19 protein-coding genes are annotated in these 26269 nt (G+C 69.3%); 10 read left to right on the forward strand and 9 right to left on the reverse strand.

Annotated elements, in window-relative coordinates; translation table 11 throughout:
- The first annotated feature begins 16 nt into the window (after nt 1-16).
- Nucleotides 17-1234, forward strand: coding sequence for an acyltransferase family protein (locus ACWDR4_RS41500; RefSeq protein ID WP_450416280.1), 1218 nt, complete (start codon nt 17-19; stop codon nt 1232-1234).
- Here ACWDR4_RS41500 and ACWDR4_RS41505 read toward each other — a convergent pair.
- On the reverse strand, nt 1231-2727 hold the full coding sequence (locus tag ACWDR4_RS41505) for a site-2 protease family protein (RefSeq protein WP_450416282.1): 1497 nt from the start codon (nt 2725-2727) through the stop codon (nt 1231-1233). The genes ACWDR4_RS41500 and ACWDR4_RS41505 overlap by 4 nt on opposite strands.
- A 401-nt stretch (nt 2728-3128) precedes the next feature.
- On the opposite strand from ACWDR4_RS41505, the gene ACWDR4_RS41510 reads away from it, so the two are divergent.
- Together ACWDR4_RS41510 and ACWDR4_RS41515 are read left to right on the forward strand one after the other, a co-directional pair.
- Nucleotides 3129-4007, forward strand: coding sequence for a RecB family exonuclease (locus tag ACWDR4_RS41510; protein WP_450416283.1), 879 nt, complete (start codon nt 3129-3131; stop codon nt 4005-4007).
- 120 nt (nt 4008-4127) lie between these two features.
- Complete coding sequence (locus ACWDR4_RS41515; protein WP_105974642.1) at nt 4128-4799, forward strand: response regulator; 672 nt, start codon at nt 4128-4130, stop codon at nt 4797-4799.
- Between the two features lie 82 nt (nt 4800-4881).
- Here the strand turns inward: ACWDR4_RS41515 and ACWDR4_RS41520 are convergent, their stop codons facing one another.
- From ACWDR4_RS41520 to metH, 4 genes are all read right to left on the reverse strand, one after another.
- Nucleotides 4882-6462, reverse strand: coding sequence for an ABC transporter substrate-binding protein (locus ACWDR4_RS41520; RefSeq protein WP_450416286.1), 1581 nt, complete (start codon nt 6460-6462; stop codon nt 4882-4884).
- 85 nt (nt 6463-6547) lie between these two features.
- Nucleotides 6548-8152 carry an ABC transporter substrate-binding protein gene (locus ACWDR4_RS41525; RefSeq protein WP_450416288.1) on the reverse strand — a complete coding sequence of 535 codons (1605 nt, stop codon included), beginning with the start codon at nt 8150-8152 and terminating at the stop codon, nt 6548-6550.
- A 456-nt stretch (nt 8153-8608) separates the two neighbouring features.
- Nucleotides 8609-9310, reverse strand: coding sequence for an HAD family hydrolase (locus ACWDR4_RS41530; RefSeq protein WP_450416290.1), 702 nt, complete (start codon nt 9308-9310; stop codon nt 8609-8611).
- Between the two features lie 126 nt (nt 9311-9436).
- Nucleotides 9437-12952, reverse strand: a complete 3516-nt coding sequence (gene metH, locus ACWDR4_RS41535; protein ID WP_450416292.1) for a methionine synthase — start codon at nt 12950-12952, stop codon at nt 9437-9439.
- A 318-nt stretch (nt 12953-13270) separates the two neighbouring features.
- Here metH and ACWDR4_RS41540 point away from each other — a divergent pair, with 318 nt between their 5' ends.
- The 4 genes from ACWDR4_RS41540 to ACWDR4_RS41555 all read left to right on the forward strand — a co-directional run bounded on the left by ACWDR4_RS41540 (nt 13271) and on the right by ACWDR4_RS41555 (nt 18464).
- On the forward strand, nt 13271-14035 hold the full coding sequence (locus ACWDR4_RS41540; protein WP_450416294.1) for an IclR family transcriptional regulator: 765 nt from the start codon (nt 13271-13273) through the stop codon (nt 14033-14035).
- Nucleotides 14036-14359: 324 nt separating this feature from the next.
- Entirely contained in the window at nt 14360-15160 is an 801-nt protein-coding gene (locus ACWDR4_RS41545; protein ID WP_450416296.1) for an MIP/aquaporin family protein, read from the forward strand.
- Nucleotides 15161-15270: 110 nt separating this feature from the next.
- Nucleotides 15271-16839: a glycerol kinase GlpK gene (gene glpK / locus ACWDR4_RS41550; RefSeq protein ID WP_450416298.1), complete on the forward strand. Its 1569-nt coding sequence runs from the start codon at nt 15271-15273 to the stop codon at nt 16837-16839.
- A gap of 8 nt (nt 16840-16847) precedes the next feature.
- Entirely contained in the window at nt 16848-18464 is a 1617-nt protein-coding gene (locus ACWDR4_RS41555) for an FAD-dependent oxidoreductase (RefSeq protein ID WP_450416299.1), read from the forward strand.
- Nucleotides 18465-18562: 98 nt separating this feature from the next.
- Here the strand turns inward: ACWDR4_RS41555 and mtnK are convergent, their stop codons facing one another.
- The 4 genes from mtnK to ACWDR4_RS41575 form a co-directional block, all read right to left on the reverse strand.
- Nucleotides 18563-19726 carry an S-methyl-5-thioribose kinase gene (gene mtnK, locus ACWDR4_RS41560; RefSeq protein WP_450416300.1) on the reverse strand — a complete coding sequence of 388 codons (1164 nt, stop codon included), beginning with the start codon at nt 19724-19726 and terminating at the stop codon, nt 18563-18565.
- 11 nt (nt 19727-19737) lie between these two features.
- On the reverse strand, nt 19738-20781 hold the full coding sequence (locus ACWDR4_RS41565) for an ABC transporter permease (RefSeq protein ID WP_450416302.1): 1044 nt from the start codon (nt 20779-20781) through the stop codon (nt 19738-19740).
- Between the two features lie 202 nt (nt 20782-20983).
- The gene (locus ACWDR4_RS41570) at nt 20984-22525 is read right to left on the reverse strand and encodes a sugar ABC transporter ATP-binding protein (RefSeq protein WP_450416304.1); all 1542 of its coding nucleotides are present in this window, start codon (nt 22523-22525) and stop codon (nt 20984-20986) included.
- Nucleotides 22512-23615, reverse strand: a complete 1104-nt coding sequence (locus ACWDR4_RS41575) for a substrate-binding domain-containing protein (RefSeq protein ID WP_450416306.1) — start codon at nt 23613-23615, stop codon at nt 22512-22514. The genes ACWDR4_RS41570 and ACWDR4_RS41575 overlap by 14 nt, the downstream gene beginning before the upstream one ends.
- Before the next feature lie 593 nt (nt 23616-24208).
- Here ACWDR4_RS41575 and ACWDR4_RS41580 point away from each other — a divergent pair.
- The 3 genes from ACWDR4_RS41580 to mtnB are packed head-to-tail and all read left to right on the forward strand — an operon-like array spanning nt 24209 to nt 26195.
- Complete coding sequence (locus ACWDR4_RS41580) at nt 24209-24808, forward strand: 1,2-dihydroxy-3-keto-5-methylthiopentene dioxygenase (RefSeq protein WP_450416307.1); 600 nt, start codon at nt 24209-24211, stop codon at nt 24806-24808.
- A complete protein-coding gene (gene mtnC / locus ACWDR4_RS41585) occupies nt 24805-25578 on the forward strand; it encodes an acireductone synthase (RefSeq protein ID WP_450416308.1) in 774 nt (257 codons plus the stop codon). Before ACWDR4_RS41580 ends, mtnC begins: the two co-directional genes overlap by 4 nt.
- Entirely contained in the window at nt 25575-26195 is a 621-nt protein-coding gene (gene mtnB / locus ACWDR4_RS41590) for a methylthioribulose 1-phosphate dehydratase (protein ID WP_450416310.1), read from the forward strand. Before mtnC ends, mtnB begins: the two co-directional genes overlap by 4 nt.
- Nucleotides 26196-26269: the final 74 nt, after the last annotated feature.

A 26269-nucleotide genomic window follows, 5' to 3' on the forward strand; every position in this document is an offset into this window, starting at 1 on the left:
CGCGGAGCGGGAACCGATGGCCTGGCCGGCATCGGACGTCGAGGTGGGACCGGTCGCGTTCGGAGGACCGCTCGGCAGCACTCCCTCCGCGGCCCTCACCCGATCCCCCGCGCTGCCTGCCGCCGGGCCCGCGCCCGAAGGCGAGCCAAGGCCGGATTCCGGGCAGGAGGCCAGTGGGAGGCGATTCTCCCCTGTGGACGGGCTGCGGGGCGCGGCTGTGCTGGCCGTTCTGTTGCACGACACCGGAGTGGGCGGGCCGTATTTCTCCTGGGCCGGTGCGGGTGTCGACGTCCTGCTGGTGCTCTCGGGTTTCCTCGCCACCCTGCCGCTGCTCCGTCGGGCGACCACCACCGGGAGGACCGGCGTGGTCGGCTTCCTGGGCCGTCGCGCGAAGCGGTTGCTGCCCGCGCTGCTGGTGTCGGTCGGCATGACCCTCGCTGCGTACTGGGCACTCGGACATGGTGGGTGGGCCGCGTGGTTGCGGGGGTGGCCGCTCGGTGCCGTCCCCCTGCCGGACGCGCCGCTTGCTCCGCTGTGGTTGGTGGAGGTCACCGCGCGTTCCATGCTGGCGTGGTCACTTGTGCTGGCGGGCCTCTGTCTCCTGGCCCGGCGTCGGCTGGCCCCGGTGGCGCTGGTCGTCGCCCTGCTCGGCGGGGCGGTGACCGTCGCTGCGGCATGCGGGGCGCTGCCCGATCTGGGCGTCGTTTCCGGCGTACAGGCGGTCGCGTTGCCGGCCGGTGCGGTTGCCGCGTGCCTGGTTCATCTGGCTGAGCGTCGTGGCCGTGCGGTGTCCCGGCCAGGGGCCGTGCTGCTGATGGTGACCGGTTTCGCCGCTGCGGGAGCCCTGGCGGTGGCGGCCGTCCTGCGGGGCGGGGAGCAGGGCGACAGCCGGTACGTGGTCGGGGTCGTGCTGGGTGCCGGTCTGCTGACGGCGGTGCTCTGCGGTGATCGGGGTCCTCTGGTGCGGCTGCTGTCGGGCGGTCTGCTCACGGAGATCGGCCGTATGTCGTACAGCCTGTTTCTGCTGCACCTGCCCGTGTACTGGCTGCTGCGGCGCGGCCAGGCGGGGCTCAGTCCGCTCGCCCTGTTCCTGGTCGGGGGCGTGGTGACCTGGTTCCTGGCGCTGCTCGTCCACTACCTGCTCGTCGAGCGCCTGGCCGCCCGTTCCTGGCGTCGCGAGCCCCGGCAGGACGAGAACCTGCGACACCGGCTTCAGGAGAGCCGTGCTCTCTAGTTCGGGCGGGCCATGGCCTTGACGAAGGCGCGTTCCACGTCGGCCGCCGAGAGGACTCCGTAGATCTCGCCGGACTCCTCCACGACCAGGTATTCGGTGGCGGGGGTCGCGCGCAGGGCGTCGAGGAGTTCCTCGCCGGAGAGTTCGGCCGAGACGCGCATGCCGTCGGTGAGGTCCTGGGCGAGGCCGCTGACGGAGACCCAGGGACGGCGGTGCTCGGGTACGCCGACGATGGCGGCCTCTCGGACGAGAGACAGGGGTTCGCCGTCGGGGTCTACGACTACCAGGGCGCGGGCGCCGGCGTCGTTGGCGCGGCGCAGGGCCTCGGAGAGGGGGGTGTTGGTCTCGACGGGGACGGCGCGGCGGGTGAGGTTGCGGGCGCGGAGTTCCGGGAGGTGTTCGCGCAGGCGGGCCATGCGGAGGCTGTTGCCGGCGCCGGTCCAGATGATCGCGGCGAGGATGGCGGCGAGCAGGGCGTCGGTGACGGTGTCCATGCCGACGCTGTCCTCGGCGCTGGAGCCGAGGGCGCCGGACTGGGTGAGCAGCGGGAGTCCGATGAGGACGGAGACGGCGAGGGCGCGGCCGACCCAGGCGGCGGCGATCGTACCGCTCATGGGTTTGCCGGTGATCTTCCAGACGACGGCGCGGAGCATCCGGCCGCCGTCGAGGGGCAGGCCGGGCAGGAGGTTGAAGGCGGCGACGATGAGGTTGGAGATCATCAGGCCGGCCAGCAGGACTCCGGGGACGGTGCCGGCTTCGACGGTCTGGAGGGCGAGGTAGAAGACGCCCGCGAGGATCAGGGAGAGGAGCGGGCCCACGAAGGCGAGGACGAATTCGCGGCCGGGGGTCTCGGACTCCTTCTCGATCTCGGAGACGCCGCCGAAGAACTGGAGCTGGATGCGGCGTACCGGGAGTTTGTAGCGGAGGGCGGCGACGGTGTGGGCGAGTTCGTGGACCAGGACGGAGGCGTAGAAGGCGACGGCGAAGAAGAGGGCCACGAGGTAGCGCAGGGCGCCGAGTTCGGGCAGGACGCGGTCGAGCTGGCCGCCGAAGACCCAGGTGATGAGGGCGGCGACGAGGAACCAGCTGGGGGCGACGTAGACGGGTACGCCGAAGGGGCGTCCCATGAGGAGTCCGCCGCCGGGTTCCTTCTTGGGCTTCTGGGGGGCGCGGGACTTGCCGAGGCGGGGGGTGGTGCGGGAGCGGCCGGTGGTGTCGGCGGGCGCGTCCGGCGGGGTGGGCCCGGTCGGTTTCGCGGGTTCTTCCGGGGCTGCCGGTTCGCCGGGTTCCGTGGGCTTGTCGTTGTGTTCGTCCCGATCGTTCCGCTCGTTCCGGGCGGGCTCCGTCGGCTTCTCGGTCTGGGCGAGCCTGGTGTCGGTGCTCGTGGGTTCGGGGCGTGCGGGGTCGGTGGCCGGGGCCGTACTCCCGGTGTGGCGGTCGGTCGGCTGGTCGTTGCCGGAGCGCGGCTGCCCGCTCCCGCCGCTCTCGTCCACAGTGTCCCCTTGTCGAATGCGTCTCCCTTTTCCGCTCCGGGGCGGAAGGGTCTCGGGTCGATGGTATGCGGCCGTCGCGACGTGTTCCGCCCCGGCACCCCCTGTGTTCGCCGGGGTGTCCTGGTGTAGGGCCTGTCCGGCGGATCAGGTCGCGGGAAAGCAACGGCGCCGCATCATCGCCGGTGAGCGGGGTCTGGTGCGTGCAGCTGCAAGGCGGAGGAGGGAGTCGACGCGGAGCGATGGGGGTCCCCCCTCTCGAGCGAAGCCGAGAGTGGGGGAGAGCGACGACAACGCCGCAGATGGGCGTGCCAGACCCCGCGTCCGCGACATGATCCGCCGGACAGGCCCTGGTCGTGGCGGCGGGTGGGTCACTGTCAGTGGTGGGCCGTAAGGTCGTCGTCATGGAAATCAGCACCGAGGGCACTGCCGAGTCCGTCTCGCCGGTCGTGCTGCCCTCCGCGCCGTCGTCGCTGTCGCCCTCGCGGGCCAGTGACTTCATGCAGTGTCCGTTGCTGTACCGGTTCCGGGTGATCGACCGGTTGCCGGAGAAGCCGAGTGAGGCGGCCACGAGAGGCACGCTGGTGCACGCGGTCCTTGAGCGGCTGTTCGACGCGCCGGCGGCGGAGCGGACGGCGCCCCGGGCGAAGTCGCTGATCCCGGGCCAGTGGGACCGGCTGCGGGAGTCGCGGCCGGAGGTGGTGGAGCTGTTCGCGGACGATCCGGACGGGGAGCGGCTGGCGCGCTGGCTGGGCGAGGCAGAGCGGCTGGTGGAGCGCTGGTTCGGGCTGGAGGATCCGACGCGGCTGGAGCCCGCCGAGCGTGAGCTGTTCGTCGAGGCGGAGCTGGATTCGGGGCTGCGGCTGCGCGGGATCATCGACCGGGTCGATGTGGCGCCCTCGGGCGAGGTGCGGATCGTCGACTACAAGACGGGGAAGGCGCCGCGGCCGGAGTACGCGGAGGGGGCGCTGTTCCAGATGAAGTTCTACGCGCTGGTCGTCTGGCGGTTGAAGAACGTGGTGCCTCGGCGGTTGCAGCTGGTGTATCTCGGCAGTGGGGATGTGCTGACGTACGACCCGGTGCTGGCTGATCTTGAGCGGGTGGAGCGAAAGCTGCATTCCTTGTGGGAGGCGATCCGGGAGGCGACGGAGTCCGGGGTCTGGCGGCCTCGGCCGACGAAGCTCTGTGGTTGGTGTGATCACCAGGCCGTGTGTCCGGAGTTTGGGGGGACTCCCCCGCCTTATCCGTTGCCGGTGGGTGTGGCTCCACCGGGAGCGTTGTGATTCGTCTGCCGGCCGGTGGGGGCTGGTCGCGCAGTTCCCCGCGCCCCTAAAAGCAGGGCGTGGTCGCGTCCGATGTTGGTCGGCAAGGCAGAATGAAGGGGCCTAGCGAAGGAGACTTACGTGGCCGTCCGCGTTCTACTGGTCGACGACCAGCCGCTGCTGCGTACCGGGTTCCGGATGATTCTGGAGGCCGAGCAGGACATCGCGGTCGTCGGCGAGGCCGGAGACGGTCTTCAGGCGATCGACCAGGTGCGGGCCCTGCAGCCCGATGTGGTTCTGATGGACATTCGCATGCCGCGAATGGATGGGGTCGAGGCGACTCGGCAGATCACGGGTCCTGGGCGGGACGGGCCGGCGAAGGTGCTGGTGCTGACGACCTTCGATCTCGACGAGTACGTGGTGGAGGCGCTGCGGGCCGGTGCCAGTGGCTTCCTCCTGAAGGACGCGCCGGCGAACGAGCTGGTGCAGGCGATCCGGGTGGTGGCGGCCGGTGAGGCGATGCTCGCGCCGAGCATCACGCGCCGGCTGCTCGACAAGTACGCGGGCCATCTGCCGTCGGGTGACGAGCCCGTGCCGGACACCCTGCACACGCTGACCGAGCGTGAGGTCGAGGTGCTGAAGCTGGTGGCACGCGGGCTGTCGAACGCGGAGATCGCCGCCGACCTGTTCGTCAGCGAGACGACGGTCAAGACGCATGTCGGGCATGTGCTGACCAAGCTGGGGCTGCGCGACCGGGTGCAGGCCGCGGTGTACGCGTACGAGAGCGGGCTGGTGCGTCCCGGCGCCCAGTAGGCGGCAACCGCACTGTGTGTACGACGACGAGGGCGCCCCTTCCTGGAACGGAAGGGGCGCCCTCGTCGTCGTATCGGCCGGGTCAGCCCTTGTTGATCTCCCAGAAGCGGAAGACGGTCGAGGCGTCGAGGCAGTACTCCAGGCCGTAGACGTTCTCGCGGGTGACGGCGTACTGCTTGGCCTGCCAGATCGGGATGACGGGGAGCTCCTGGGCGACGATGTCCTGGAGTTCGCCGAAGTCCGCGTCGGTCGCGGCGCGGTCGCTCTCGGCGGCGGTGCCGGGGATGAGCGTGCCGGTGATGGTGCTGTTGGCGTAGTTGTTGCCGAGGACGTTGCCCTCGCCGAAGAAGGGGGCGGTGAAGTTGTCGGCGTCGGGGTAGTCCGGCACCCAGCCCTTCACGTACACGCCGTACTTGCCGGCTTCGATGTCCTTCTCGTACTGCGCGAAGGGGACGGACTTGACGGTCGCCCGGAAGAGGCCGCTGGCGTTGAGCTGCTTGGCGATGGCCTTGAACTCGTCGTCGGTGGCGGGGCCGTAGCGGGACGGGGTCGACCAGAGGGTCAGCTCGACCTTGTCGGTGATGCCGTCGTCCTGGAGGGCCGCCTGGGCCTTGGCCTTGGAGGGGCGGGCGCCGTAGGTGTCGAAGAAGGCGGTGTTGTGACCGGCTATGCCGGCCGGGATGATCGAGTAGAGCGGGGTCGCGGTGTCCTCGTAGACCTCGTCGACGAGGGCCTCGCGGTCGAGGAGGTAGGCGATGGCCTTGCGTACGCCGAGCTTTCCGGTGACCGGGTCGTTCATGTTGAAGACGAGGTGCTGGACCTCGGCGCTGGTGCCCTCGACGATGTCGATGCCCTCGTCGCCGCTGTCCTTCTCGATGTCGGCGATGTCGCCGGCCTTGAGGCCTCGGTAGGCGATGTCGACCTTGCCGTCGAGGAGGGCGTCCTTCAGCTTGGTCTGGTCGCCGTGGAAGAACTGGAGGGTGACGCCGGAGTTCTTGACGTCGGCGGTGCCCTTGTAGTTCGGGTTGACGGAGAAGACCGCGCTTTCGTCGCCGAACGAGTCGAGCTTGTAGGGGCCGGAGCCGACGGCTTCGCCGTCCGTGCGCAGGCCGTCCTCGTCGTACTGGGTGTGGTCGACGATCGAGCCGGCGCCGGAGGCGATCTTGCTGGGGAAGGTGGCGTCGGGCACCTTGAGGTTGAAGACGACGGTCTTCTCGTCGGGGGTGTCCACCGAGTCGAGCATCGGGAACATGATCGCGGGGCCCGCGTCGTCGTTGATCTTCAGCATGCGGTCGAAGGAGAACTTGACGTCCTCCGAGGTGAGCGCGTCACCGTTGCTGAACTTCAGGCCGTCGCGCAGGGTGCACTTGTACACCTTGGTCTGCGCGTCGCTGAAGGCGCACTCCTTGGCGGCCTCGGGCTGTGGTTCGGTGCCCCCGTTGGGGAAGCTGAGCAACGACTGGAAGACGTTGTTGAACAACAGCCAGGAGCCGGGGTCGTAGCCGGAGGCCGGGTCGGTGGCCAGGACGTCGTCGGACATCCCCATCACCACGGTGGAGCCGTCGGCCCCCGGCTCACCGTTCTCCGAGCCGCATCCGGTCAGGAGGCCGGAGGCCAGCCCCGCCACGATGGGCAGGACCGGCCACTGGTTGCGCAGGTTCACGTGGATGTGCCTTGTCGTCGGGTCTCGGGAACCCGGGACCGTCCCAGCCCCGGGTCGGGATTCACGCGTCGGACGGGTGTGGCGGTCAGTTGCTCACACCGCGGCCGAGCTCCCAAAGCTGAAGCGTCGAGGAGGAGTTGAGGGCCCACTCGGCACCGGTGATGCCGTCGCGTGCGGCGATGTACTGGTTGCCCTGCCACAGCGGCAGTACGGGTACGTCGTCGGCGACGATGTCCTGGATGTCCGTCAGGCTCGTGGAGGCGGTGAGGCGGTCGGCCTCACGGCGGGACTCCGGGATCAGAGTGGTGCGGATCCTGCTGTTGGCGTACGGCAGGTTGAGGAAGTTGTCCTTGTCGAGGAACGGGGCGAGGTAGTTGTCCGCGTCGGGGAAGTCCGGGAACCAGCCCATGCCGTAGACGTCGTACTCGCCCTCCTTCTCGGCCGGGCGGAAGGTGGCCCAGGGGGCGCCCTCGATGCTGACCTTGAACAGTCCGCTGGCGTTGAGCTGCTTCTGCAGTTCCTCGAACTCCTGCTTGGTGGCCGAGCCGTAGTGGTCGGTCGTGTAGTGCAGGGTCAGCTTCACCGGGGCGGTGACACCGGCGTTCTCCATCAGGGTCTTGGCCTTGATGTCGCTCGGCTCGCCGTACTTGTTGAAGAAGGAGTTCGAGTGGCCGGTGATGGTGGCCGGGACCAGCGAGTAGAGCGGCTGGGCCTCGTCGCCGTACACCTTCGAGACGAGTTCGGCGCGGTTGATGATCTGCGCCATCGCCTGGCGGACGGCCTTGGTCTTCACCGTCGGGGCGTCGGTGTTGAAGGCGAGGTAGCGGATTTCGAGGCCGGGCATCTGGACGAGGTCGATGTCGCCGGTCGAGTCGTCGTCGAGCTTCCTGATCTGCTCGGGGGACATCGTGCGGGTCATCAGGTCGATGTCGCCCTTGGAGAGCGCGGTGCCCATCGCGGTGGCGTCGGCGAAGGAACGCAGTTCGACCTTGTCGTTCTTCGGCGTCAACTGCCCCTGGTAGTTGGGGTTCTTGGTGAAGACGGCGTTAACGAGTTCGTCGTTCTTGACCTCGGAGTGGAGCGTGTACGGGCCGGAGCCGTCCACGTCGAAGCCGTCGCGCAGCTTGTCCTTGTCGTAGTCGTCCGGGTTGACGATGCCCGCGACCGGGGTGGACAGCTTGAACGGGAAGGTGGCGTCGGCGGTCTTGAGGTGGAAGATGACCTCGCGGTCGCCCTGGGTCTCGACGGTGTCGATCGTGGACAGCAGGGCGAACACACCGCTGTCGGCCTGGATCCGCAGGGCCCGGTCGATGGAGAACTTCACATCGGAGGCGGTGATCTTGTCGCCGTTGGAGAACTTGAGGTCCTTGCGCAGGGTGCAGGCGTAGCGCTCGTTGCCTGCGTCGGTGAACCGGCACTTCTCGGCGGCCTCGGGCACCGGTTCGCCGTCGCCGCGCGGCTGCACCATGAGGGTCTGCACGGTCTGGCGCAGGATGTTCCAGGTGCCGACGTCGTAGGCGTAGGCCGGGTCGATCGGTGCCGGGGCCTCCTTCGAGGCGGTGAACCGGTCCGTGGTGCCGACGACGATCGCGTCGCCTCCGCTGCCTCCGCCGTTGGCTCCGCCGCAGGCGGCGAGCACCGGAGCGAGCAGACCGATGACGGCCGGCAGCACCAAAGTCTTACGGTTCATGCTCGGGTTTCTCCAGGCTGTCGATCCCAGGGGCCCGGCATGCGTGGGGTGGTGCGCGCGGGGTTTCGGGATTACGGCGATGTTCTCGCAACGAGATTAGTCCGGACCGTGGAGAGGCCCGCAGGCAGCCGGAGTTGGTGGCCGATCACGCTGTGGAACCGGGTGTGGACGCACCGGAAAACCGGCAGCGGAAGGATTCCGTGCAGGCTCTCCCCAAACGGGACACAAGGGCCTCCCCCAAGACCCCGAAAGGGGTGCGTGTACACAGCACGTGTGCACTGTCGAGCCCCTGCCGCGTGGCGAACCTCACATGTTCGCCGACATTGCCGCATACCCGAATTCAGCCATCGACAGATATTCGGTGGTCCGAATTTCTCATCTGACGACCTGCCTGTTCATCCGCGCGTTTTCCGCATTCGATCAGGCACGCTCGGTAAACGGGTCAGCGCATTTCCGTCATCGGTCGAACGTCATCAGGCCGCGCAGAAAGGGCAGGTCGACTTCTTCCAGGGAGGTCACGATCGTACGGCGCGCGCCGGGGGCGATGGGCGCGACCGACGGCACGGCCACGACATGGCAGCCGGCGGCCTCGGCGGCGGCGACCCCGGTCGCCGTGTCCTCGACGACGGCGCATCTCGCCGGCTCGGCGCCGAGTCCGGCGGCGGCGATCAGATAGGGGTCGGGGTACGGCTTCGTACGCTCCACCTCGTCGCCGGCGATGCTCAGGGCGAAGTGCTGGGGGCCCAGGGAGGCCAGGACGCGGTCGATGATGCGACGGTGCGAGGCGGAGACGAGGGCGGTCGGGATCTCGTGCGCGGAGAGTTCGGCGAGGAGGCGGGCGGCGCCCGGCATCAGCGGCAGGGCGCGGCCGATCCGGTCCTCGAACCCGTCGTTGAGCAGGACCGACAGTTCGGCGAAGGTGATGTCGGCGCCAGTGGCCTCAAGGAGGAATCCGGCGCTGCGGGTCATCGGGCCGCCGACCACGACGTGCCGCCAGGAGTCGTCGAGGGTGTGGCCGAGGCCGGCGAAGATCTCGACCTCGACGTCCCACCAGAAGCCCTCGGTGTCCACCAGGGTGCCGTCCATGTCGAGGAGTACGGCCTGCAGTGCTGAGCCTTCGGCCGTACGGGTTCCGAGCGCGGGGACCGTGCTGGTCATCCTGGCGCACCTCCTTGAGGGACGATCAGGCCGGTTGCCCCTGAGTGCACAGAGGGCAACCGGCCTGCGATGGACCGACCAGTGTACGACTTATCCGATCAGCGTGCGTCAAAGGCGCCGACCGGCTCAGCGTGCGTTGAAGTACTTCGCCTCGGGGTGGTGGATGACGATGGCGTCGGTGGACTGCTCGGGGTGGAGCTGGAACTCCTCGGAGAGCTGGACGCCGATGCGCTCGGGCTGGAGGAGGTCGGCGATCTTGGCGCGGTCCTCCAGGTCGGGGCAGGCGCCGTAGCCGAGGGAGAAGCGGGCGCCCCGGTACTTGAGGGCGAACATGTCCTCGACGTCGGCCGGGTCCTCGCCGGCGAAGCCGAGTTCGGAGCGGACGCGCGCGTGCCAGTACTCGGCGAGGGCTTCGGCCAACTGGACGGACAGGCCGTGCAGTTCGAGGTAGTCGCGGTAGGAGTTCGACTCGAAGAGCTTGGCGGTCTCCTCGCCGATCCGGGAGCCGACGGTGACGACCTGGAGGCCGACGACGTCGATCTCGCCGGACTCCTCCGGACGGAAGAAGTCGGCCAGGCAGAGCCTGCGGCCACGGCGCTGGCGCGGGAACGTGAAGCGCGTCCGCTCGTTGCCGTCGTCGTCCAGGATGATCAGGTCGTCGTCCTTGGAGACGCACGGGAAGTAGCCGTAGACGACGGCCGCCTCCAGCAGGCTCTCCGTCTGGAGCTTGTCCAGGAGGCCGCGCAGCCGGGGCCGGCCCTCGGTCTCGGCCAGCTCCTCGTAGGTCGGCCCGTCGCCGGCGCGGGCCTGCTTGAGGCCCCACTGGCCCTTGAAGAGGGCGCCCTCGTCGAGCCAGCTCGCGTACTCCTTGAGCTGGATGCCCTTGATGACGCGGGTGCCCTGGAAGGGCGGGGTGGGGATCGGGTTGTCGATGGCGACGTCGGAGCGGACGTGGCCCTCTTCCGGGCGTTCCTCGGTCTGTACGGCGGCGGTGGCGCGGACGCGGCGCTGCTTCAGCTCGGGCAGCTTGGCGCCGGGCACGCCCCGCTTGACGCCGATCAGGGCGTCCATGAGGCGCAGGCCCTCGAAGGCGTCGCGGGCGTAGCGGACCTCGCCCTCGTAGATCTCGTGGAGGTCCTGCTCGACGTAGGCCCTGGTCAGGGCGGCGCCGCCGAGGATGACCGGGTAGTCGGCGGCCAGCTTGCGCTGGTTCAGCTCCTGGAGGTTCTCCTTCATGATCACGGTCGACTTCACGAGGAGGCCGGACATGCCGATGACGTCGGCCCGGTGCTCCTGCGCGGCTTCGAGGATCGCGGAGACCGGCTGCTTGATGCCGATGTTGACGACGGTGTAGCCGTTGTTGGTGAGGATGATGTCGACGAGGTTCTTGCCGATGTCGTGGACGTCGCCGCGGACGGTGGCGAGGACGATCGTGCCCTTGCCCTCGTCGTCGGTCTTCTCCATGTGCGGTTCGAGGTGGGCGACGGCCGTCTTCATGACCTCGGCGGACTGGAGCACGAACGGCAGCTGCATCTGGCCGGAGCCGAAGAGTTCGCCGACGACCTTCATGCCCTCCAGGAGGGTGTCGTTGACGATGTCGAGGGCGGGGCGGGTTTGGAGTGCCTCGTCGAGGTCGGCCTCCAGACCGTTCTTCTCGCCGTCGATGATGCGGCGCTTAAGCCGCTCGTCCAGGGGCAGGGCGGCGAGTTCCTCGGCCTTGCCCGCCTTGAGGGACTTGGTGGTGGCGCCCTCGAACAGCGCCATCAGCTTCTGGAGCGGGTCGTAACCCTCCGCGCGCCGGTCGTAGACCAGGTCGAGCGCGGTGGTGACCTCCTCCTCGCTGAAGCGGGCGATCGGCAGGATCTTGCTCGCGTGGACGATCGCCGAGTCCAGGCCCGCTTTCACGCACTCGTCGAGGAAGACCGAGTTCAGCAGCATGCGGGCGGCCGGGTTGAGACCGAAGGAGATGTTCGACAGACCCAGCGTCGTCTGGACGTCCGGGTGGCGGCGCTTCAGCTCGCGGATCGCCTCGATCGTCGCGATGCCGTCCTTGCGGGACTCCTCCTGACCGGTACAGATCGTGAAGGTCAGCGTGTCGATGAGGATGTCCGACTCATGGATGCCCCAGTTGCCGGTCAGGTCGTCGATCAGCCGTTCGGCGATGGCGACCTTGTGCTCCGGAGTGCGGGCCTGGCCCTCCTCGTCGATGGTCAACGCGATCAGCGCGGCGCCGTGCTCCTGGGCGAGCTTGGTGACCTTGGCGAAGCGGGACTCGGGGCCGTCGCCGTCCTCGTAGTTGACGGAGTTGATGACCGCGCGCCCGCCGAGCTTCTCCAGCCCGGCCCGGATGACGGGGACCTCGGTGGAGTCCAGGACGATCGGCAGGGTGGAGGCGGTGGCGAAGCGGCCGGCCAGTTCCGCCATGTCGGCGACACCGTCGCGGCCCACGTAGTCCACGCACAGGTCGAGCATGTGCGCGCCCTCGCGGATCTGCTCACGGGCCATCTCGACACAGTCGTCCCAGCGGGCGTCCAGCATGGCCTCGCGGAACTTCCTGGACCCGTTGGCGTTGGTGCGCTCACCGATCGCCATGTACGCGGTGTCCTGGCGGAACGGGACCGTCTGGTAGAGCGAGGCGGCACCCGGCTCGGGCTGCGGGTCGCGCTCGACGGGCGAGGCGCCCTGTACGCGCTCCACGAGCTGCCGCAGGTGCTCCGGGGTGGTTCCGCAGCAGCCGCCGACCAGGTTCAGGCCGTAGTCCCGTACGAAGGTGTCCTGGGCGTCGGCCAGGCCCTCGGGGTCGAGCGGGAAGTGGGCGCCGTCCTTGGTGAGGATCGGCAGACCGGCGTTGGGCATGCAGAGCAGCGGAGTGCGGGAGTGGCGGGAGAGATAGCGCAGGTGCTCGCTCATCTCGGCCGGGCCGGTCGAGCAGTTCAGGCCGATCATGTCGATGCCGAGCGGTTCGAGCGCGGTCAGCGCGGCGCCGATCTCCGAGCCGAGCAGCATCGTGCCGGTCGTCTCGAAGGCCATCGAGACCAGCAGGGGTACGTCGAGGCCGGTGGCCTCCATGGCGCGGCGGGCGCCCAGGATCGACGACTTCGTCTGGAGGAGGTCCTGTGTGGTCTCCACGATCAGGGCGTCGGCGCCGCCGGCGAGCAGGCCCTCGGCGTTCGCCTGGAAGCCGTCGCGGAGGGTGACGTAGTCGATGTGACCGAGGGACGGCAGCTTGGTGCCGGGGCCGATCGAGCCGAGGACCCAGCGCTGGCGGCCGTCGCGGGCGCCGAAGTCGTCGGCGGTCTCGCGGGCGATACGGGCACCGGACTCGGACAGTTCGTACACGCGCTCGGCGATGTCGTACTCGGACGCCGCCGTGTGGTTGGCGCCGAAGGTGTTCGTCTCGACGCAGTCGACGCCCACGGCGAAGTACGCCTCGTGGACGGAGCGGACGATGTCGGGGCGGGTGACGTTCAGAATCTCGTTGCAGCCCTCGAGATTCTCGAAGTCCTCCATCGTCGGGTCCTGCGCCTGCAGCATGGTGCCCATCGCACCGTCGGCTACCACCACTCGGGTGGCGAGTGCGTCCCGGAGGGCGGACACACGGGTCCTGTTGTCGGTGGAAGGGGCGGACGACGAGGCGGCCATGTAAGGGCTCCCTGGAGTGCGACGGCTGTCGGCTTTGCGTCTTCCCGGGGAAGGCGCACGCGGCCAGGGTAGCCCGGTGCGGGGCCGTATGGTCAGGGCGTCCACGGGACGGACGTACGTGGCGCGCGTGTCGTGGCCGGAAGCAGCGGGTCGCGGGCGGGCCGTATACGAGACATCCACCCGGATGTACGCGGATGTAACAGGTGACGACCGGCCATTGGCGGGCGGTCGACATGGACCGGTAGTGTTCGACATTGCCGAACGGTGGCAGCGAACGCCGGTGTGCCGGCGGTCGAAGGGGACGGAGGCAGGACGGCGATGGCACGGAACATCCAGTCGCTCGAACGGGCGGCGGCGATGCTGCGGCTCCTCGCGGGCGGCGAGCGTCGGCTCGGCCTCTCGGACATCGCCTCGTCCCTCGGCCTCGCCAAGGGCACCGCCCACGGCATCCTGCGCACCCTCCAGCAGGAGGGCTTCGTCGAGCAGGAGGCCGCGTCCGGGCGCTACCAGCTGGGCGCCGAGCTACTGCGTCTGGGGACCACCTATCTGGACGTCCACGAGCTGCGCGCGCGTGCCCTGGTGTGGACCGACGACCTGGCCCGTTCCAGCGGCGAGAGCGTCCACCTGGGGGTGCTGCACCAGCACGGTGTGCTGATCGTGCACCACGTCTTCCGCCCCGACGACAGCCGCCAGGTGCTGGAGGTCGGGGCCATGCAGCCGCTGCACTCCACGGCCCTGGGCAAGGTCCTGTCGGCCTTCGACCCGGTCGCGCACAGCGAGGTCCTGGAGGTCGAGCGCAAGTCGTTCACCGACCGGACGATCATCGACCCGGAGGGCTTCGAGGGCGTCCTGGACCTCACCCGCGCGCGCGGGTACGCGGCCGACGTCGAGGAGACCTGGGAGGGCGTCGCGTCCATCGCCGCCCCCATCCACGACCGGCGGCGGATGCCGGTCGGCGCGGTCGCCGTCACCGGGGCCGTGGAACGGCTCCGCCGGGAGGGCGAGCTGCGCCCGGAACTGATCGCGGCGGTGCGGGACTGCGCCCGCGCGGTGTCACGGGACCTGGGCGCGGGGCGGTTCTGAACCTTCGTACAAAATCTGAACTTTCCTACGAAAACGGCCGGGACATCTTGGATGTTCCGGCCTTTTTCGATGCACTGAGCGGGCTCGGCGTGTGCGTGGAGTGTGCGGGTGGACGCGGGTCGCGACCGACTCAAGATCGATAGCTCACAGCAATCAATAACGATCGTGTTTTCGATAACAGAGCTCTTGACGCGCCCGTAACCCCAGAGCAAGACTCCCGTCCATCGGTCGACATTGTCGAACACCGACCGGCAATAGGCGTTAGAGTGTGACAACGCCAAGGGCCGGCAGTTACCCCCTGGACGAAGGACAAAGGAGTCGCGGGTGTCCAGCTCCGACATCTTCATCGGCGAGACCATCGGTACCGCCATACTCATCCTGCTCGGCGGCGGTGTCTGTGCCGCCGTCACGCTGAAGGCCTCCAAGGCCCGCAACGCCGGCTGGCTCGCCATCACCTTCGGGTGGGGTTTCGCCGTACTGACGGCCGTCTACACCTCGGCGCCCCTCTCCGGCGCCCACCTCAACCCGGCCGTGACCCTCGCGCTCGCGCTCAAGAAGAACGGCATCGACTGGAGCGACGTCCCGATCTACTGGGGCGGGCAGCTGCTCGGCGCCATGATCGGTGCCGCTCTGGTCTGGGTCGCCTACTACGGCCAGTTCCACGCGCACCTCACCGACAGAGAGATCGTCGGCGGTCCGGGCGCGCAGGCCACGAAGACCAAGGCCGTCGAAGCCCAGGAGAAGGGCGCGGGCCCCGTCCTCGGCATCTTCTCCACCGGTCCCGAGATCCGTGTCGCCTGGCAGAACATCGCCACGGAGGTCATCGGCACCGTCGTGCTGGTGCTCGCCGTCCTCACGCAGGGTCTCAACGGCGACGGCAAGGGTCTCGGCACCCTGGGCGCGCTGATCACCGCCCTCGTGGTCGTCTCCATCGGGCTCTCGCTCGGTGGCCCGACCGGCTACGCGATCAACCCGGCCCGTGACCTCGGCCCGCGCATCGTGCACGCTCTCCTGCCCCTGCCCAACAAGGGCGGCTCCGACTGGTCCTACGCCTGGATCCCGGTGGCCGGTCCGCTGATCGGCGGCGCCATCGCTGCGGGCATCTACAACGTCGCTTTTGCTTAGAGCAGCCAACACAGCCTTGAGCCGCCAGAGCAGTCTTGAGCAGTCTTGAGCGACTACGCAGCAAGCCCGCCTCTTACCGACGGAACCCACGGACCTTTCAGGAGCACACAGTGACCGACGCGCACACCGCCGCAACGCATTCCCACGGCGCAGGGCCGTTCATTGCAGCGATCGACCAGGGCACCACCTCCAGCCGCTGCATCGTCTTCGACCGGGACGGCCGGATCGTCTCCGTCGACCAGAAGGAGCACGAGCAGATCTTCCCGAAGCCGGGCTGGGTGGAGCACGACGCCACCGAGATCTGGACGAACGTCGAGGAGGTCGTCGCCGGAGCCATCTCCAAGGCCGGCATCACCCGCGACGACATCAAGGCCATCGGCATCACCAACCAGCGCGAGACGACGCTGCTGTGGGACAGGAACACCGGTGAGCCCGTCCACAACGCCATCGTCTGGCAGGACACCCGTACCGACGCGCTCTGCAAGGAGCTGGGCCGCAATGTCGGGCAGGATCGTTTCCGCCGTGAGACCGGCCTGCCGCTGGCCTCGTACTTCGCCGGCCCCAAGGCCCGCTGGCTGCTCGACAACGTCGAGGGCCTGCGCGAGCGCGCCGAGGCCGGGGACATCCTCTTCGGCACCATGGACAGCTGGGTCATCTGGAACCTGACGGGCGGTGTCAACGGCGGTCACCACGTCACCGACGTCACCAACGCCTCCCGCACCATGCTGATGAACCTGCACACCCTGGAGTGGGACCCGAAGATCGCCGAGTCGATCGGCGTCCCGCTGTCGATGCTCCCGGAGATCCGCTCCTCCGCCGAGGTCTACGGCGAGGTCACCGGCGGCAAGCTGGGCGACCTGCTCGGCGGCATCCCGGTCGCCTCGGCGCTCGGCGACCAGCAGGCGGCCCTGTTCGGCCAGACCTGTTTCGCCGAGGGCGAGGCCAAGTCGACGTACGGCACCGGCACGTTCATGCTGATGAACACCGGCGACAAGATCATCAACTCGTACTCCGGCCTGCTGACCACGGTCGGCTACCGCATCGGGAACGACGCCCCGGTCTACGCCCTGGAGGGCTCGATCGCGGTCACCGGTTCGCTGGTGCAGTGGATGCGCGACCAGATGGGCCTGATCTCCACCGCCGCCGAGATCGAGACGCTCGCGTCGTCGGTCGAGGACAACGGCGGCGCCTACTTCGTGCCGGCCTTCTCCGGTCTGTTCGCCCCGTACTGGCGCTCCGACGCCCGCGGTGTGATCGCCGGCCTGACCCGGTACGTCACCAAGGCGCACCTCGCGCGCGCCGTCCTGGAGGCCACCGCCTGGCAGACCCGTGAGATCACGGACGCCATGACCAAGGACTCCGGCGTCGAGCTGGCGGCCCTCAAGGTCGACGGCGGCATGACCTCCAACAACCTGCTGATGCAGACCCTCTCGGACTTCCTGGACGCCCCCGTGGTCCGTCCCATGGTCGCCGAGACGACCTGCCTCGGTGCCGCCTACGCCGCCGGCCTCGCCGTCGGCTTCTGGACCAACACCGACGACCTGCGCGCCAACTGGCGCCGGGCCGCCGAGTGGACCCCCAACATGGACGCGGAGAAGCGCGACCGTGAGTACAAGAGCTGGCTCAAGGCCGTCGAGCGGTCCATGGGCTGGCTCGAAGACAGCTCTGTCGAGGAGTAAGAAACAACATGACCAGCCAGTCCACCCTGCAGTCCGTGCCTGCCCTCGGTACGCACCCGGCCTTCGGCACGAACCCGAGCCGCGCCGAGACCCGGGAGCAGCTCTCCAAGGCGACGTACGACCTTCTCGTGATCGGCGGTGGCATCCTCGGCATCTCGACTGCCTGGCATGCCGCGCAGTCCGGGCTGCGGGTGGCCCTGGTCGACGCCGGCGACTTCGCCGGCGCCACCTCCTCCGCCTCCTCCAAGCTGCTCCACGGCGGTCTGCGCTATCTGCAGACCGGCGCGGTGAAGCTGGTGGCGGAGAACCACTTCGAGCGCCGCGCGGTGTCCCGTCAGGTGGCCCCCCACCTGGCCAATCCGCTCACGTTCTACCTCCCCGTGTACAAGGGCGGGCCGCACGGCGCGGCGAAGCTCGGGGCGGGCGTCTTCGCCTACTCCATGCTGTCGGCGTTCGGTGACGGCGTCGGCCACCTGCTGTCGCCGGCCAAGGCCGCGCAGGACGTGCCCGAGCTGCGCACCGAGAACCTCAAGGCCGTGGCCGTGTACGGCGACGGTCAGATGAACGACGCGCGCATGGCGCTGATGACGGTCCGTGCGGCCGTCGAGGCGGGCGCGGTCGTCCTCAACCACGCCGAGGTGTCCGGGCTGCGCTTCACCAACGGCCGGGTCACCGGTGCCGAGCTGCGCGACCGGCTCTCCGGTGACGAGTTCGGCGTGAACGCCCGGCTCGTGCTCAACGCGACCGGCCCCTGGGTCGACCACCTGCGCAGGATGGAGAACCCGGACGCGGCGCCGTCCATCCGGCTGTCGAAGGGCGCGCACCTGGTCCTGAAGCGGACGTCTCCGTGGAAGGCCGCGCTGGCCACGCCGATCGACAAGTACCGCATCACGTTCGCCCTGCCGTGGGAGGACATGCTCCTGCTCGGTACGACCGACGAGGAGTTCGAGGGCGACCCGGCGGACGTCGCGGTCACCGAGAAGGACACGGCGCAGATCCTCGACGAGGCCGCGTTCTCCGTACGTGACCAGCAGCTGTCCCGTGATCTGATCACGTACTCCTTCGCGGGCCTGCGGGTGCTGCCGGGTGGCCCCGGCGACACGGCGAAGGCCAAGCGGGAGACTGTCGTGACCGAGGGCAAGGGCGGCATGCTGTCCGTCTCGGGCGGCAAGTGGACGACGTTCCGGCACATCGGCCGTACGGTCATGCAGAAGCTGGAGACCCTGCCGGGCGCTCCGCTGGGTGACGGGTTCGAGCCGATCTCGGAGCTGCCGAAGCGGATGCCGCTGCCTGGGGTCGCGAACCCTCGTGCGGTTGCGCACCGGCTGTTGGTGGACGGGCCTGCGCCTGGTCCGCGGATGGCTGCGGACACGGCTCGGCATCTTGCCACGCACTATGGGTCGTTGGCGTTCGACATCGCTCGTCTGGCCAATGAGAACCCTGAGTTGGGTGAGCGGGTGCATGCGGATGCGCCGGAGATCTGGGCTCAGGTTGTTTATGCGCGGGACAACGAGTGGGCTGAGACTGCGGATGACGTGCTGCGTCGTCGGACGACGCTGACGATTCGGGGCTTGGCTACGGATGAGGTCCGGGCCAAGGTTCAGGATCTGCTCGACAAGAAGTAGAGCCAGGATTGGTGAAAGGGGCGGCTCCTCGTCGGGGGAGCTGCCCCTTTTTGCCGTCTGCGGGTTCGTTGTGGCTTGTCGCTCAGTTCCCCGCGCCCCTAAAGGACCAGCGCCTCTACATCGTGCGGGTTGGTCAACTCCTCGCGGCGCAGGATCAGTTGCCGCCCGATCAGTAGTGCCCTGCGGGATGCTGGAGCCGGGTTGGGGAGGGTCGTCAGGTCTGTCAGGTGGGCGAAGCCGATGATTCTGCGGATGATTTCTGTGCCCGCGTAGCCCACCGACTCTGTCCAGATCCTGCGTAGGAAGCGGTCCAAGTAGGCGTCGTCGAAGAACGTGTCGACCCTTGTGGGCCACAGGCGGCGGAACTCCGCCTCGAACGCCGCCCAGGACAGGGCGAGTTGGTCGCCGTGGTCGGACAGCGTGCCGAGCGCCCGGGCCCGCTCCTCCGAGACCAATACGTTGGCCCAGTACAGGCCCAGGTCGTAGCCGATCGGGCCCACGAAGGAGAACTCGGGGTCGAAGACCCGTACCACCGGGGCGCCTTCGCGTTCGCCGACCATGACGCTGCCCGTGTGGAGGTCGCCGTGGAGGAGGGCCTGGGCGCTCGTCATGAACGTGTGGCGGAGGTCGGCGACCTCTGTGCGGAGGCTCGTGTCCGCGCGGAACTCCCTCGCCAGGTCGTCCAAGTCCTCGTGCCAGTGGTTGTGTTCGTGCTCGATGTACGGCTCGGAGAGGACCACGTCCTCGGTGATCTTGCACAGTTCCGGGCTCACCGAGGCTGCCAGCAGTGCCTTGCGGTCCGCCGACTGCATTCCGAAGTCGCTTGTCGCGAAGGTCAGTTGGGCTACGAACTCGCCGATGCGGGCGGAGGTGTGCGGGCCGTAGGACGCGCCATCGTTGAGGAGGGTGCGCAGGACCTCCAGGTCCGACATGTCCTCCATGACGAGGGCGTAGTTCTCGGGGTCGTAGCCGTGGATCGCCGGGATCTTGTCGGGGGCGACCTTCGCGACCTGCTCGTACGCCCTTGCCTCGGCGTCGGCTCGCTCCGGGCTCATCGGCCAGGACGGGCCGGCCACCCGGACCCAGGGCAGGGCCTGCTTGACGGCCAGGCTGCGGGTGCCGTCGGCGGACCTGGCCAGGAAGACGCGGTTCATGTTGCCGTCGGAGACCTCACGGACCTGGATGTCCGCCGGGTCGGGCCAGTGGCCGCGCTCGTTCAGGTACGCGGGGATGTCGGCCGGCTCCAGGATGCGGTAGCCCATCGTGAACTTCCTTATGCGGTGCGGCGCTTGGACAGGGTGAAGCTGAAGACCAGGGCGAGGATCAGGACGGCGCCCTCGACCACGTCCTGCGTGTAGTACGGCAGGCCCTTGATGGTCAGGCCCGTGGTGATGATGCCGATCAGGACCGCGCCCAGAGCGGTGCCCCACACGTTCGGGCGGCCCCGGCCGAGGACGGACGTGCCGACCAGGGCCACGGCGACCGCTTCGAGGAGTTGCGAGGTGCCCGCGGACACGTCTCCCTGGCCGATGCGTGCCGCCAGGATCAGGCCGCCGATCGAGGCCAGGACGCCGGACAGGACGTACGCCAGTGCCCGGTACGCGCCCACGCGGATGCCCGCCAGGCGGGAGGCCTCGGGGTTGGCGCCGATCGCGTACAGCACGCGGCCCCAGCGGGTGCGTGCCAGGAAGACCCAGGCGACGACGGTGAGGGCGCCGAAGATCACCACGGAGATGGGGATGCCGAGGATCGTGCCCCGGTCGATGCGCAGGAAGCCCTCGGTGAACCTGCCGGGGGCCGTCGTGCCGTCGGACTGGGTCATGCCCGGAGTGATGGACTGGCCGTCGACCAGGATGAGTTTGGTGCCCTGGATGACGAACATGGTGCCCAGCGTGGCCAGCATGTCGGGGATCTTCAGGACCACGATGAGCAGGGCGTTGAGGAGGCCGGCCAGGGCGCCCGCCACTATCACCGCGATGATCGCGACCACGCCGACCTGGTTGTACGTGACCATCGTCTTCGCGGCGACGGTCACGCCGAGCCCGGCCACCGCGCCGACCGACATGTCCATTCCGCCGACGGCCATGGTGAGCGTGACCCCGAGGCCGAGGATCGCGGCGACGGAGACGTACCGGAGGGTGTCCAGGAGGGTCGCGGAGTCCCGGAACGACGGCTCACTCAGCGCGAAGTACGTGAAGAGCGTGACGGTGACGAAGATGAAGCCGTACTTGATGACCGCGTTCTGGATGCGCGGACCGGCGGCGGCCGGCGTGGACGGGGTCGCCGTCTTCGCGGGAGCGCTCTGGGTGGTGGTCATGGGGTGCTTCCTGGTGTGGCGGGGGCGGTGGGGCCGGCGTGGGGGTGGGCGGCGGGCTGGGCGGTTGTTCGGCTGCGGGCCGGTGGGGGCTGGTCGCGCCCACGCGGCGGAGCCGCAAATGTCGCAGCCCCGCGCCCCTTTGGGGGCGCGATTCCGCGCCCGCCAGCCCCGCCGGGCACCGTCACCCGCAGAGCGCCCCGCATCAGACGGACGCCGAGATCGTCTGGATGACCCGGTCCCGCTCCGCGTCCTCGCCATACGCGTCGAGATGGATCTCGCCGGCCGCCAGGACAACGACTCGGTCGGCGACCTCCAGCACCTCGTCCACATCAGCGGACAGGACCAGGACCGCCGCCCCCTCCGCCGCCAACGCCCGGGCGCGCCGCCCGATGTCCCGCCGCGCACCGATGTCCACCCCTCGGAACGGCTCGTCCAGGATGAGGACGCGGGGGCGTTCGGCGAGCCAGCGGCCGACGACGATCTTCTGCTGGTTGCCGCCGGACAGCTCCTCCACCGTGCTGTGCTCGTCGCGGGCGACGACTCCGAGCGCCTCGATGGTGTCGCGGCCGAGGGCGTCCTCCTTCGAGCGGTTCACCAGCCCGGCCGTGGACAGGGACTTGAGGAACGGGAGGGAGATGTTCTGGGCGAGCGACCAGCCGGGGACCAGGGCGTCCGCGTGCCGGTCCTCGGGGACCAGGTGGATGCCGGCCCGGATCGCGTCGGCGGGGCGGCGGGGCTCGTACGCCTTGCCGTCCAGTTCCACGGCTCCGGTGGTGAAGGGTTCGGCGCCGAAGAGGCCTCGGGCCAGCTCCGTCTTGCCTGCGCCCAACAGGCCGACGATGCCGGTGACTTCGCCCGCTCGCAGGTCCAGATCCTGGGGGGTGCGGCCCTCCAGGAGCCGTACGCCGCGCAGGGACAGCAGGGTCTCGCCCTGGTCTCCCGCGCGTTGCGGACGTGCGGTGGTCGCCTCCTGGGCCTGGGCGAGCATGGCGCGCAGGGCGCTGTCCCAGTCGAAGGGCTTGACCTGGTCCTCGGTGAGACGGCCGTCTCGCAGGACGACCAGCCGGTCCGCCAGCGCGTCGATCTCGCCGAGGCGGTGGGAGACGTACAGGACCGCGATGCCGTCGTCCCGCATTCTCTCGACCAGCGCGAAGAGGCGTTCCGCCTCGGCGGCGGAGAGCGCCGAGGTCGGCTCGTCGAGGATCAGGAGTCCGGGGCGGGTGGCCAGGGCGCGGGCCAGGATCAGCAACTGGCGGTCGGAGATGCCGAGTTCGGTGACGTCCCGCTTGAGCAGGGCGTCGCTCCAGCCGAGGTCCAGGGCCGACTGGATCTCGCGGGCGCGGGCCAGCACGCGGCGCCCGTTCAGGAACGGGTTGCCGCGTGCTTGAGCCAGCTCCTCGAAGACCAGGTTCTCGGCGACCGTGAGCCCGGGCACGATGCCCTCGCCGATCCGCTGGTGCACCGTCTGGATGCCCAACTGGCGGGCGGCGAGCGGTGATTGGAGGGCGGCCGGGGAGCCGTTCACGGTCACTTCGCCGCCGTGGTCCGTGTGGACGCCGGACAGGATCTTGATGAGCGTGGACTTGCCGGCCCCGTTCGCACCGAGCAGCGCGACGACGCTGCCCGGTGCGATGTCCAGCGAGACGGACTCCAGGACCGTCTTGCCGCCGAAGGCCATGCTGACGTCCCGCAGACTCACCGCGGGCGAGGCCGGAGAAGCCGGCGACGCCTCAGTGGGCGACATTGGCGATCCAGTCCGCCGTGCTGACCTGGGAGAGGTTCAGCGCGGGCAGCGCGGCGCGCAGCTGGTCCATGTTCTGGATGTTCTTGCTCTTCAGGAAGTCCTGGGTGATGGCGACGGCCGGGAACTCGACCGAGGTCTTGTTCAACTGGCCGGCCAGCTCCAGGGCGGTCGTACGGACCACCGCGGCGCCGACGGCGGACGGGTCGGTGCCCGCCGTGGCGACCCACGGGCTGTCCGCGGCGGTCATGTTCTGGATGTCGGCGTTGGAGACGTCCGCGCCGAACACCTTCACCTTGTCCTGGAGCTTCTTGTTCTGCACGGCGAGGACGGTGCCCTTGGCCAGCTCGTCGTAGGGGGCGAAGACGCCCGTCACGTCCGAGTGCTGGGTGAGGGCGGCGGAGACCAGGGGAACGTTGTCAGTGGCCGTCGAGTCGGTGACCTTGCCGACCTTGAAGGCCTGCTTCCAGCCGTTGGCGTCGACCGTCGACTTCCAGACACTGTCGCGCTTGTCGAGGGCCGCGTAGCCGGCGACGTTGACGTAGCCGACCTTGGCGTTCTTGCCAAGTTCCTTGCCCATCACGTCGAGGACGGCCTGGGCCATGCTCGCGTCGTCCTGCTTGGTGCTGACGACGCCCTTGGTCGCGGTCTCGACGTCGTAGACGACGACCTTGATGCCCTTCTTCACGGCCTTGTCGATCTCGGGCTGGATCGTCGACGGGAAGCCGTGGTCCACGATGATCGCCTGCGCGCCGGAGTTGATCGCCGAGGACAGGTCGGTGGCCTGCTTGGCGTTGTCGGCCTGAGCGTCGTACACCGTCAGGTCGATGCCGAGGGCCTTGGCCTGCGCCTTGGCGCCGTTGCCCCACTGCTCGAAGTAGTCGCCGGCGCCGCTCTGGCGGACCAGCGCGACCTTGACCGTGCCCTTGCTGAAGGGCGCGGGCTTCGTGCCGGTGGCGGCGGACGCGGAGGCGGAGGCGGAGGTGTCGCCGGTGTCCTCGGAGGCGTTCGTCGACTGCGAGCAGCCCGCGAGGAACAGCGCCGAGACGGAGGCCAGCGAGAGCGCGGCGAGAGGCAGACGGGTGCGGGACATGCGGAACTCCAGGGGCAAGGGCAGTACGGGAGGGATCGAGCGGAAGGTGGCGATGACCGAAAGGCGATGGCCGGGAAGCGAGGGCGCGGGAGTGTCCGGCCCCGAGCGCGAGGGGGCCGCGTGGGGCGGAGGTCGCGCCACGGCCGAGGGCGTCTCGGGTACTCCGGGTCAGGTCAGCGACAGCGGGCTGTGGTCGACCGGAGCAAGTCCACGTACAGCCGCCGCACGAGCAGCAGCGTCTTCATAGGGAGATCATGAGAACGTTTCCAGCCATTCGTCAAAGCCTTGGACACTGGATCTCAGCATGTGGAACGCCGGATTCGTCACACTCTGCCGACCCGCCGACGGGAGTTACCATCACGGGACCGGCACCCGACCCGGGACAGTGAGGCTTCCGATGATGACGACACCCTGCGCGGCAGCGGTACGACGCTGTACCGGCGCGCTGTGTCGCGGCTGTCGCGACTGACGACCGGCCCGGCCCCCCTCCTGTTCCCCGGCCCTCAGGCTCTCCGGCCCCTCCCCCCGCCTTCGTTCCCGTTCTGCGTTCCACTCCCCCCTCTCCCCCCTTCCAGCCACCTGGAGTTGTTCCCATGACCCTGCTGACGACCTGGCCCGAGTCCGGCCCGGAGACCGTCGTGCGCCGTACGTCCGACCCGGCCGAGATCGCCGCCGCGCTGGCCCCGATCGGTGTGCGCTACGAGCAGTGGCCGATCCGTGAGGACGTCCCCGCGGACGCCGACAGCGACACCGTGTTCGCCGCGTACGGCCCGGAGATCGACAAGCTGAACGCCGAGGAGGGCTTCACCACGGTCGACGTCCTCGGACTGCACCCCAGCGACGACCCGGAGTACCTCGTCAAGGCGAAGGCCGCGCGCGCGAAGTTCCTCCAGGAGCACACGCACGACGACGATGACGAGGTCCGCTTCTTCGTCTCCGGTTCCGGCATCTTCTATCTGCACGTGAACGGCGAGGTCCACGCCGTGTACTGCGAGAAGGGCGACCTGCTGGGCGTGCCGCGCGGCACCACGCACTGGTTCGACATGGGCACCAGCCCGGCCTTCACCGCGATCCGCTTCTTCCACGAGGAGGACGGCTGGATCGGCAGCTTCACCGGCTCGACCATCGCCTCGCAGTTCCCGGACTACGACACGATCGACGCCGGGTACCAGCAGGACAAGGCCGCCGCGTGACCCTGCGGGACACGGAGAACAGCACGTACGCCGTGGACGGCGTGGACGCCGTGGTGCTCGACATCGAGGGCACCACGAGCGCCACGGGGTTCGTCGTCGACGTGCTGTATCCGTACTCACGCTCTCGTTTCGGAGCACTGCTCTCGGAACGGAGCGGTGATCCGCAGGTCGCGCGGGCCGTCGCACAGGTGCGCGAGCTGATCGGCGACCCCGGCGCCGACGCCGTACTCGTCGAGAAGACCCTCAACGCCTGGCTCGACGAGGACCGCAAGGCCACGCCCCTCAAGACCCTCCAGGGCATCATCTGGTCCGAGGGCTTCGCACGCGGCGACCTCGTCTCGCACTTCTACGACGACGTCCTGCCCGCACTGCGCACCTGGCACGCGGCGGGTCTCCGGCTGTACGTCTACTCCTCGGGGTCGGTCGCCGCGCAGCGCGCGTGGTTCGCGTCCACCCCGGAGGGCGACCTGCTGCCGCTCGTCTCGGGCCTGTACGACACCGAGAACGCGGGGCCCAAGCAGGAGCCGGAGTCGTACCGCCGTATCGCGGAGGCGACCGGCACCACCGACCCGAGCCGACTCCTCTTCCTCTCCGACCGGCCGGGCGAGCTGGACGCGGCGCTCGCCGCCGGATGGCGGGCCGTCGGGATCCGGCGCCCCGGGGAGCCGTACTACGAGCAGGGCGTCGGCGACCACGCGCAGGCGGGGACGTTCGACGAGATCAGCATCAACAGCACTACCAGTACCGCCAGTTCAAGGAGCACCACGTGACCGCCGACATCAGCACGCTCGACCTGGAGGAGGCGGGGGCGGTGCTCGCCGCCGAGTCCGCCCGCTTCGCCTCCTTCGGCTGGATGCGGGGCACCTCCGGGAACCTGTCCGTGGTGCTGTCCCGCGATCCGCTGCTCCTCGCGGTCACCGCGAGCGGCCACGACAAGGGCGAACTGACGCCCGCCGACGTGGTGTTGGTGGACGCGCAGGGCGCGGCCGTCAACGGCGGCAAGCCGTCCGCCGAGGCCGAACTGCACGCCCGGGTCGCCGCGCTGACCGGTGCCGGCGCGGTGGTGCACGTGCACACCGTGGCGTCCGTGGCGATGGGCCGGCGCGAGCCGGGCGGCATCGTGTTCAAGGACGTCGAGATGCTCAAGGGTGTCGGTCAGCCCGCGCACGACGTCGAGGTGACCCTGCCGGTCATCACCAACAGCCAGGACATGAAGGTGCTCGGGGACCGCCTGGAGGCGGCTCGGGATCCCCGGATGCCGGCTGTCGTGGTCGCGGGACACGGGCTGTACGTGTGGGGGGACAACCCCCGTCAGGCCCGGCACCACACCGAAGTCGTGGAGTGGCTGCTGGAGTTGGAACTCAGCGCTCCGCGGGACGGACGGTAGTCAAACCGCGGGCCAGTGGGGGCTGGTCGCGCCCCGCGGCGGAGCCGCAGATCGATACAGCCCCGCGCCCCTAT

The organism is Streptomyces sp. NPDC000878, from assembly GCF_053599695.1.

Coding starts and splice junctions, on each gene's coding strand:
- mtnK (WP_450416300.1), bottom strand. CDS start 19,726: ATGGGCTACCGCATCCTGGAGCCGGCCGACATCCCCGCGTACCTGAAC.
- ACWDR4_RS41565 (WP_450416302.1), bottom strand. CDS start 20,781: ATGACCACCACCCAGAGCGCTCCCGCGAAGACGGCGACCCCGTCCACG.
- metH (WP_450416292.1), bottom strand. CDS start 12,952: ATGGCCGCCTCGTCGTCCGCCCCTTCCACCGACAACAGGACCCGTGTG.
- ACWDR4_RS41555 (WP_450416299.1), top strand. CDS start 16,848: ATGACCAGCCAGTCCACCCTGCAGTCCGTGCCTGCCCTCGGTACGCAC.
- ACWDR4_RS41580 (WP_450416307.1), top strand. CDS start 24,209: ATGACCCTGCTGACGACCTGGCCCGAGTCCGGCCCGGAGACCGTCGTG.
- ACWDR4_RS41500 (WP_450416280.1), top strand. CDS start 17: ATGGCCTGGCCGGCATCGGACGTCGAGGTGGGACCGGTCGCGTTCGGA.
- ACWDR4_RS41575 (WP_450416306.1), bottom strand. CDS start 23,615: ATGTCCCGCACCCGTCTGCCTCTCGCCGCGCTCTCGCTGGCCTCCGTC.
- ACWDR4_RS41530 (WP_450416290.1), bottom strand. CDS start 9,310: ATGACCAGCACGGTCCCCGCGCTCGGAACCCGTACGGCCGAAGGCTCA.
- ACWDR4_RS41540 (WP_450416294.1), top strand. CDS start 13,271: ATGGCACGGAACATCCAGTCGCTCGAACGGGCGGCGGCGATGCTGCGG.
- ACWDR4_RS41510 (WP_450416283.1), top strand. CDS start 3,129: ATGGAAATCAGCACCGAGGGCACTGCCGAGTCCGTCTCGCCGGTCGTG.
- ACWDR4_RS41525 (WP_450416288.1), bottom strand. CDS start 8,152: ATGAACCGTAAGACTTTGGTGCTGCCGGCCGTCATCGGTCTGCTCGCT.
- ACWDR4_RS41570 (WP_450416304.1), bottom strand. CDS start 22,525: ATGTCGCCCACTGAGGCGTCGCCGGCTTCTCCGGCCTCGCCCGCGGTG.